The following is an 8294-nucleotide window of genomic DNA, read 5'->3' on the forward strand; positions in this document are numbered from 1 at the left end:
CGGCCGGCGCGATCCTGGTCGGCAAGACCAACCTCGACCAGTTCGCCACGGGGCTCGTCGGCGTGCGCAGCCCGCACGGGGCGCCGGCCTGCGTCTACACTCGCGACTACGTCAGCGGCGGGTCGAGCTCCGGCTCCGCAGTGGCGACGGCGGCCGGCCTGGTCGCCTTCGCGCTCGGCACCGACACGGCGGGCTCGGGGCGGGTTCCGGCGGCGTTCAACAACCTGGTGGGCTTCAAGCCGACCAAGGGGCGGTGGAGCACGTCGGGCGTGGTGCCGGCCTGCCGTTCGCTGGACTGCGTCAGCGTGTTCGCCGGCGAGGCGGCGGATGCGGCGCTGATCGATTCCGTGGCCGCGGGCTTCGACGCCGACGATCCGTATTCGCGGCGTGCGCCGGCTGCGGCCGCGCCGGTGGCCGGCGCGTTCCGCTTTGGCGTCCCCCTGCCCAAGCAGCTCCAGTTCCTGGGCGATGCGGAGTCCGAGGCTCTGTTCCACGCCGCTGTCGCGCGCCTGACCGCCATAGGCGGCGAGCGGGTCGAGGTCGACATCGCCCCGTTGCTGGCCGCTGCTCAACTGCTCTACGCCGGGCCCTGGGTCGCCGAGCGCACCGCAGCGCTGCAGCCGCTGCTCGCATCGAACCCTGGCGCGGTGCATCCGACCGTGCGCGCCATCGTCCAGCAGGGCGTGGCGGTGTCCGGCGTCGACGCGTTCCGCGGCCTCTATGCGCTGCAGGCCCACGCCCGCGCCGCTGAATCCCTCTGGCACAACATCGACGTGCTGGTGACCCCCACCGCCCCGACCATCTACCGGATCGCCGAGGTGCTGGCCGAGCCGGTGGCGCTGAACTCCCACCTCGGGCTCTACACCAACTTCGTGAACCTGCTCGACATGGCCGCCGTGGCGATCCCCGCCGGTTTCCGCGCCAACCACACCGGCTTCGGCGTCACCCTGGTCGGGCCGGCGTGGAGCGACGCGGCCCTGCTGGCGCTGGCCGCTCGCTACGAAGCCGCGGCGCCCGTGGCCGCCGCCCCGCCGCTGGACCTAAGCGAACCGCCGGCCGGCGTCAGACTGGCCGTGGTCGGCGCGCACTTGGCCGGCATGCCGCTGCACTGGCAGCTCACCTCGCGCAACGCCCGCCTGGTCGCCAGCACCCGCACCGCACCCGCCTACAGGCTCTACGCCATGGCCGGCTCGGTTCCGCCGAAGCCCGCGCTGATCCACGTCGGCGACGGTGGCGCGTCCATCGCCGTCGAGGTCTACGAGATCGGCCTGGAGGCGTTCGGCGGGTTCGTCGTCGAGGTGCCCGCGCCGCTGGCCATCGGCACAGTGACCCTGGAGGACGGCGCGAGCGTCAAAGGCTTCGTCGCAGAACCCCGCGCCCTGGACGGCGCCGCCGACGTCACCGCCTTCGGCGGCTGGCGCGCCTATGTGGCGGAGCGCGCGAAGAGGTAAGGGCCCCGTTCGGTTGCATTCTCAGAAGCCGGGGTCCTCGCGCTCAGGAAAGTCTGAGTGCCGCTTGAACATCTCGTGGCAGGGAAGCATGTCGCCGAAGTCGTCGGGCTCGATCTCACCCGTCGCGAGGCCCGCAAGGAAGCCTGTCAGGTCGCAGTCGAAGAACTCGAACTGCTGGAAACCACGCCCCCAAACGACGACTCTCCAGTCCTCAGGAGGCCCAATCGGTTGCCAAAAGAGAAAATCGCCGAAATCCGTTGCGCCAAACGCTATTAGACCGCCAGAATCAGGCCATAACGCATATATAAAGTCGTCATCGTCGTAGAATATTTTGCGGACAGTACGAATTTCAGCTTCAAATCTAATATATGGACTTTCAACTCTTGGAATATTTACTGTAAGAAACTCCATGAATACGCCACTACCATAAAGTCTGACGAAATCTTTGTAATCTTGCGGCAGCGGAGTGCGGGCGTCGGCTTCGATCTCGTCCCATGGCCCATCGAAAGCGTCGGTCGGCTCCGACGGCGGCGGCACCACCGCCATGAGCGCCTCTATCGTCACTTGCGCCTACCCGCTGGATTCTGAATCAGACGAGCGATGGGCGAGCCGCGAGACCCGAATGCCGTCAGCAGGACGGCTGACGGCGCCAGTATTCCGGGCGTGTAGAAAGGGAAGGTGAGAGTTTCCATTACTTCGCCCGCGCGCACGCGCTGCGAAACTCTGCGCTCGAATGCTCTCATCTGCGGCGTATTCGCCCCATGGTGCGTTAGCGTCATAAGATTACGCATATCCCGACCCGTTCCACCGTGTTCTTTTGCTGAGAGATGCCCTCTAGCCTGGTTAAATTCATTGCCGTCGCCGAGCCATCCTGGCGGCTTCAGGCTATACTTCGCCTTTGTACCCTGGCCTAGGGTCGCCTGAGTGACCGTCGCGCCTACAAGTGTCGATTGTCCGAGCCCATTCAATTCACTCATCCGCGTCGAAGGTCGCTGATAGGGCTTTACAGGAAGCTGCGTCTTGCGCGGCGGCACGCCAACCGGCGGCGCAGCGCGCGGCGCCGCCCCAAACATCGCCGCATTGAGGGCGCCCCCGGCCAACATCGCCTGGTCGCGAACGCGAGTTGATGCGTTCGCCATGGACGCAAGCCCGTAGCCGACGCCCGCCAGCGGGTTGTCCACCATGTAAGCAACTCGCTCCGCCGTGCGGCGACGCTCAGCCAGTTCGGCTGGTGAGACCGTCGGATCACCGATCGGGACAAGGACATTCGCGATCCCGTTGTCGATCTCTCGATAGGTTCGGCCGCCGATTGAAATGGTGGGCTCCGGGCGACGCGTCAGATCGAGCGAATTCAGGCGTCCGCCGAACTGCGGGAACAGCTCTGCAAATAGTAATGTCAGCGGCGGCTGGGGGCCTCCCGCGGATTGATTGGTTTGAGAATTTGGACTCCGCGAATTTCCCGCCATCCAGACATCCTTTGGTTATGGCGACGCCTGTCCGCCGCAGATCAACTGCAATGCCCCGCTCTCAAAGCTCTCACAAGCTTCACAATGTGGCAAGAACAAATTAGGAACATTTTGACGCAAAGAAGTCATCCATGCGGGGCGCACCAACCCACACGTCATCCTCGGGCTTGTCCCGAGGCTCCATGATCTCCGCGGCGCCGGTTGCACGCGGAGACGCGGAGATCCCGCCTATACCGATCATGTGCATGGATCCTCGGGACAAGCCCGAGGATGACGGCCGCTGGGGCGGCTACTCCTCCACCACCGCCAGCGGGGCCAGTTCGGCGGGCACGGCGCCGGGGGCCTTATCGTCGAGGGGGAAGTCGTAGACCGCGGTCGAGCCGTAGCGGTGCGGGGCCTGGGGGTCTCGGCGGCGCTTGTCGAAGGCCAGCACCCGGGTGCCGAGCTTGAACGCCTCCTTGATGTCGTGGGTGACCATCAGGATGGTCAGGCCGTGGTCGCGCCAAAGCTCGGTGATCAGCGCGTGCATGTCGAGCCGCACGCCGGGGTCGAGCGCGCCGAACGGCTCGTCGAGCAACAGGATGCGCGGCCGCTTGATCAGCGCCTGGGCGATGGCGAGCCGCTGCTGCATGCCGCCGGAGAGTTCTCGCGGGTAGACGTCGAGCGCGTCGGTCAGGCCGACCTGGGCCAGCATGGCGGCGGCCTCGTCGCGGGCGGCGCGGCGCGCGGCCCCGAACAGCCGCCCCAGGATCGGCGCGCGGGCGCACTCCAGGCCGAACACCACATTGTCCAGCGCGCTCATGTGCGGGAACACCGAGTAGCGCTGGAACACCACGCCGCGGTCGGGCCCGGGCTCGGCGCGCAAGCGCTCGCCGTCCAGCAGCACGCGGCCGCGGCTGGGCGCCTCCTGGCCGAGCGTCAGGCGCAGGAAGGTGCTCTTGCCCGCGCCGGACGGCCCGACGATGGAGACAAACGATCCCTCGGCTACGTCGAGGGTGACCTTCTCCAGCACGATCTTGTCGCCGTACTCGACCCAGACGTCCTGGAAAGAGAGCGCTGTGGGCGCGGCCATCAGGCGGCCTTCGGGGCGTGCGCCCAAGGGAACGCCGCGCGGCTCAGCGCCACCAGCGCCAGGTCCATCGCCACCGCCAGCAGCGAGATCCACACGACGTAGGGGATGATCACATCCATCGCCAGGTAGCGCCGCACCAGGAAGATCCGGTAGCCGAGGCCCACGTCCGAGGCGATGGCCTCCGCGGAGATCAGGTAGACCCAGGCCGGGCACAGCGACAGGCGCAGGGTGTCGATCAGCCGGGGCAGCGCCTGAGGCAGGGCGACGCGCAGGGTCACCAGCCAGGTGGACGCCCCGAGCGTCTGGGCCTTGACCAGCTGCTCCTGCGGCAGGGCGCCCACGTGCAGCGCCAGGTCACGGACCATGATCGGGGTGATGCCGACCACGATCAGCACGATCTTCGCCGTCTCGCCCAGGCCGAAGACGATGAACAGGATCGGCAGCATGGCGATCGGCGGAATCACCGACACCGTCGCCACGAACGGGCCCAGCCCCGCCCGCACATAGGGCAGCAGCCCCAGCATCAGGCCCAGCAGCAGGGTCGTCGCCGTGGCGATGACGATGGCCACGGCGAGCCGCTTCAGGCTGGCGACGGTGTCGGCGACCAACGGGATCTCGCCGGTGCGCGGGTCTGCCTCGAAAGCCATGGTCTGCACGGCGGCGGCGATCTGGCCGACCGGCGGCAGCAGCCGGTCGGTCGGGTTCTCCGCGTGCCGGGCCGACGACGCCAGGAGGTAGATAAAGACCATGGCCAGGATCGGGGCCAGGCCCAGGAACAGGCGACCGCCCGCCTGCGGGCTCGCGTTCAGCAGACGACGCATCGGGCGGTCACCATCACTCGACGAAACTCAACACGACAGGCGGGAAGCCTACAGCGAGCCGTTCGCCGCCATGTCCACATAGGTCGAGTCGAAGCGCAGTTTCACGTTCTGCGGATTGCCCAGGGTCTTGCCGCCCGGGAAGGAGATGCCGATGTCGTCCACCGACTTCGCGCCCGGACCGAACAGGCCGATCTGGAAGGCGAACTTGCGCACCCGGTCGTTGGCTTCCACCAGCTTGGGGCTGGCGGTGAAGGCGGCCGCAGCCTTGGGGTCGGAATACAGGAAGGTGGTCTTGAGCTGGGCGTCGTAGCCGGCGAGGTCGGTGCCGGAGAGCTTGGCCATCGCCTCGCGCGCCGCCTTGCCCGCCGCGTCGTCCTTGGTCATCAGGCTCAGGGTCTCGTACCAGATGCCGGTCAGCGCCTTGCCCAGGTTCGGGTCGGCCTGCAACGCCTCGGTGGACACCGACAGGGTGTCGAGGATCTCGCCAGGGATCTTCGACGAATCGAACACCAGCTTGGCGCCCGGCGCCTTGAGGATCTCCGACAGTTGCGGGTTCCAGGTCACCACCGCCTTGGTGTCGGCGGCGGAGAACGCCGCGACGATGTCGGCGTCGGACGTGTTGATCACCTTGGCGTCGGTCAGGGCCATGCCGCCGGTCTCCAGCGCGCGGGCCAGCAGGTAGTGGGACACCGAGTTCTCGACCAGGTTCACCGGACGGCCCTTCATGTCGGCGAGCGTGGAGCCGCCCTTCAGGATCAGGCCGTCGTTGCCGTTGGAATAGTCGCCGATCATCAGGACGGTGGTGTCCTTGCCGGCTGCGGCGGGGATGGTCAGGGCGTCCATGTTGGTGGTGGTGACGCCGTCCAGCTTGCCGGCGGTGTATTGGTTCAGGGACTCCACGTAGTCGTTGATCTGCACGACCTTGATCTTCACGCCGTACTTGTCGGCCCACTTCTTCACGATGCCGGCCTGCTCGGCGTATGGCCACGGCATCCAGCCGGCGTAGATCGTCCAGCCGATGGTGTATTCCTTGCCGGCCGCCGCCGCGACGGGCGTCGCCGCCTTCTCCTCGGCCTTGGGCCCGCAGGCCGAAAGCATCATGCCGCACGCCGCCGCCGCGACGGCGATGCGCACCCCGTTAAGCCAACCTTGCATGGGGACCCCCTGTGTGCGGTCGGCCGGGCGGCTGACCTTCACCGGTATTACTGAGCGGCGAATTCGTAATAATCCATCGCGGCGCTGCGGGCTTGGCGCGAGGGCTTTCCGGCGCCGCGAAAACGGGCAATCCGAGCACGCGCTGCGCGCGCGATGGTCAGCGCGGGCGGCGTAGATCGCACACGCTTCAGGGGAGCTTAGCCGCGCGATCCGCGTTAGGCTGCGGCGGGACATCGGCAAGGAGACAGCCATGCGCTGGGGCGGCGGACGACGTTCAGGCAATATCGAGGATCGCCGCGGGATGAGCGGCGGCGCAGTGGGCGGTCTGGGCGCAGGCGGCGTGGTGTTGGCGCTGATCGGCTATTTCGTGTTCGGCATCGATCCGTCGACGACGCTGAATGCGGTCAACGCGGTGTCGCCAGGGCAGCAGCAGGAGGCAGGCGAAGTCGGCCAGCCGAAGGACGAAGGCGGCAAGTTCGTCGACGTGGTCTCGACCTCGGTCGACGACGTGTGGACCCAAGTGTTCCAATCCAAGGGCGAACGCTACCAGCCGCCGGCCGGCGTGGTGCTCTACGATCAGGCGACGGGCACCGGCTGCGGGACGGGCCAGGCGGCCATGGGTCCGTTCTATTGCCCGAGTGATCAGAAGGTCTACCTGGACCTGTCGTTCTGGAACGAGCTGGAGACCAAGTTCGGCGCCCAGGGCGAGGCCGCCCGCGCCTATGTCATCGCCCATGAGATCGGGCACCACGTCCAGCACCTGACCGGCCAGACCGAACGCGCCGAGCGGATGGGCGCGCGCGGCGCCGACAGCGGCTCGGTGCGCCTGGAGCTGCAGGCCGACTGCTTCGCCGGCGTCTGGGCCGCGCGGGCCAGCCAGGTTTCGGGCGGCGCGGTGTCGCTGGACCCGCGCGATATAGAGGACGGGTTGCGCGCCGCCTCCGCCGTCGGCGACGACACCTTGCAGGAGCAGACCCAGGGTCGCGTCGCGCCTGACAGCTTCACCCACGGCACCAGCGCCCAGCGCATGCGCTGGTTCAAGGCCGGAGTCTCCGCCGCCGATCCCGCAGCCTGCGACACCTTCAAAGCCGCGCAGCTTTAAAGATCCGGGCACGGCCTACACCGTCAGTCAGTCCGGCGGCGACGTGATCGTCGACATGGGCGGCGGCAATCGGATGATCCTGGTTGGCGTGCAGCTATCGTCACTGAGCGGCGACTGGATCTTCGGCGCCTGAGGATCTCGCGCCGACGCGGTGAGGCCGCACAGGTTCGCCCTTGAGGAAGATCTTGACCGCTTCGACGTAGATCGCGGCGAGCACGCCGAGGGTCATCCAGGGGTGGGTGATCCAGGCGCGCAAAAGGTTGCCGTCCGTCGGCTCGCTGCGGCGTCCTGTGAACCAGGCCTGCAGCACCGGCCCTTGCGCGTCGCGGGCGGTGATGGCGATGCGTGCGGCGGCGTCCGGCGCGGCGACGTCAAAGTCGTAGTCCAGCGCCATGTCCATGAATGGCGAGACATAGAAGTCCTTGGCGCAGGTCTGGCGCGTGCGGCCGCCGTCATCCGGCTCCGCCGGGATCAGATAGCAACGCCGCTCGCCGAAGGTGTTGTTGACCTCGTAAAGCACCGCCGCCAGCCGTCCGTCACGAGCGTGGCAATAGTAGACGCTGAGCGGGTTGAACCCGCGCCCGAGGATGCGCGGCATGCACAGCAGCCGGATCGCGCCGCCGCCGGCGATCCCCGCCGCCGCGAGCCTCGCCTCCACCTGCGCCTTCAGCGGCGTGTCGGAGCCGTCGCCGTGATCGCGCGGCTCAAAGCCCAGCAGGTTGAAGCGGCCGACCGAGAACAGCCGTGGCTTTGCGGTTGAAGCCGCGCCGAGCTCCAGCAGCAGCATGAAGATGCGATAGCGCAGCCGGTGCGGCCTGGGCCGGATCCGCACGTGCGCGGTCGATCCGCAATAGAGGCCGAGCAGGCGCATCACGCGGCCCTGGCCGGCTCCACGCCCGCCGCCGGCAGGCTGATCCGCCCGGACTCGTTCTCAACCGTCCATGGCCGGCGCACGCCGCCCAGTTGCTCGGCGACCGCCAGGCCCGACTGCAAGCCGTCCTCGTGGAAGCCGTGGCCGAAGTAGGATCCGCAGAACCAGGTGCGCCGCACGCCCTGCAGGTCCCAGAGGCTGGACTGTGCGGCGATCGCCCCGGCGTCGAACAGCGGATGGTCGTAGGCCTCGGCGCGCAGCACCTTCTCCGGCGCAATCGGCCGGGTGGGGTTGAGGGTGACGAACAGGTCGCCGGCCCCGCGCACCGCCTGGAGTTGGTTCATCCAATAGGTGAC

8 protein-coding genes and 1 pseudogene are annotated in these 8294 nt (G+C 67.8%); 2 read left to right on the forward strand and 7 right to left on the reverse strand.

Annotation, left to right across the window (positions count from 1 at the left end; translation table 11 throughout):
• A partial coding sequence (atzF, locus tag Q8R27_RS12465; protein ID WP_305699327.1) for an allophanate hydrolase occupies nt 1–1451 on the forward strand: 1451 nt, incomplete at its 5' end.
• 21 nt (nt 1452–1472) lie between these two features.
• On the opposite strand, the gene Q8R27_RS12470 is transcribed toward atzF, so the two are convergent.
• From Q8R27_RS12470 to Q8R27_RS12490, 5 genes are all read right to left on the reverse strand, one after another.
• A complete protein-coding gene (locus Q8R27_RS12470; protein WP_305699328.1) occupies nt 1473–1997 on the reverse strand; it encodes an SMI1/KNR4 family protein in 525 nt (174 codons plus the stop codon).
• 14 nt (nt 1998–2011) lie between these two features.
• The gene (locus tag Q8R27_RS12475; RefSeq protein WP_305699329.1) at nt 2012–2917 is read right to left on the reverse strand and encodes a DNA/RNA non-specific endonuclease; all 906 of its coding nucleotides are present in this window, start codon (nt 2915–2917) and stop codon (nt 2012–2014) included.
• A 289-nt stretch (nt 2918–3206) separates the two neighbouring features.
• Nucleotides 3207–3989: an ATP-binding cassette domain-containing protein gene (locus Q8R27_RS12480; RefSeq protein WP_305699330.1), complete on the reverse strand. Its 783-nt coding sequence runs from the start codon at nt 3987–3989 to the stop codon at nt 3207–3209.
• Nucleotides 3989–4810 (reverse strand): ABC transporter permease, encoded by an 822-nt coding sequence (locus Q8R27_RS12485; protein ID WP_305699331.1) that lies wholly within the window; start codon nt 4808–4810, stop codon nt 3989–3991. Before Q8R27_RS12485 ends, Q8R27_RS12480 begins: the two co-directional genes overlap by 1 nt.
• 48 nt (nt 4811–4858) lie before the next feature.
• Entirely contained in the window at nt 4859–5965 is a 1107-nt protein-coding gene (locus Q8R27_RS12490) for a putative urea ABC transporter substrate-binding protein (protein ID WP_305699332.1), read from the reverse strand.
• A 250-nt stretch (nt 5966–6215) separates the two neighbouring features.
• On the opposite strand from Q8R27_RS12490, the gene Q8R27_RS12495 reads away from it, so the two are divergent.
• On the forward strand, nt 6216–7067 hold the full coding sequence (locus tag Q8R27_RS12495) for a neutral zinc metallopeptidase (RefSeq protein ID WP_305699333.1): 852 nt from the start codon (nt 6216–6218) through the stop codon (nt 7065–7067).
• 100 nt (nt 7068–7167) lie between these two features.
• On the opposite strand, the gene Q8R27_RS12500 is transcribed toward Q8R27_RS12495, so the two are convergent.
• Nucleotides 7168–7938 carry a DUF1365 domain-containing protein gene (locus tag Q8R27_RS12500; protein WP_305699334.1) on the reverse strand — a complete coding sequence of 257 codons (771 nt, stop codon included), beginning with the start codon at nt 7936–7938 and terminating at the stop codon, nt 7168–7170.
• A pseudogene (locus Q8R27_RS12505) lies at nt 7938–8294 on the reverse strand (NAD/FAD-binding protein); the annotation flags it as partial. The gene Q8R27_RS12500 and the pseudogene Q8R27_RS12505, both read right to left, overlap by 1 nt.

The sequence above is a fragment of the Phenylobacterium sp. genome (assembly GCF_030697305.1).
Lineage (GTDB): Bacteria > Pseudomonadota > Alphaproteobacteria > Caulobacterales > Caulobacteraceae > Phenylobacterium.

What these genes read in the sequence shown, in the direction of transcription:
- Q8R27_RS12500 (WP_305699334.1), bottom strand. Translation starts at nt 7,938, where the DNA reads ATGCGCCTGCTCGGCCTCTATTGCGGATCGACCGCGCACGTGCGGATC.
- Q8R27_RS12475 (WP_305699329.1), bottom strand. Translation starts at nt 2,917, where the DNA reads ATGGCGGGAAATTCGCGGAGTCCAAATTCTCAAACCAATCAATCCGCG.
- Q8R27_RS12490 (WP_305699332.1), bottom strand. Translation starts at nt 5,965, where the DNA reads ATGCAAGGTTGGCTTAACGGGGTGCGCATCGCCGTCGCGGCGGCGGCG.
- Q8R27_RS12470 (WP_305699328.1), bottom strand. Translation starts at nt 1,997, where the DNA reads ATGGCGGTGGTGCCGCCGCCGTCGGAGCCGACCGACGCTTTCGATGGG.
- Q8R27_RS12485 (WP_305699331.1), bottom strand. Translation starts at nt 4,810, where the DNA reads ATGCGTCGTCTGCTGAACGCGAGCCCGCAGGCGGGCGGTCGCCTGTTC.
- Q8R27_RS12480 (WP_305699330.1), bottom strand. Translation starts at nt 3,989, where the DNA reads ATGGCCGCGCCCACAGCGCTCTCTTTCCAGGACGTCTGGGTCGAGTAC.
- Q8R27_RS12495 (WP_305699333.1), top strand. Translation starts at nt 6,216, where the DNA reads ATGCGCTGGGGCGGCGGACGACGTTCAGGCAATATCGAGGATCGCCGC.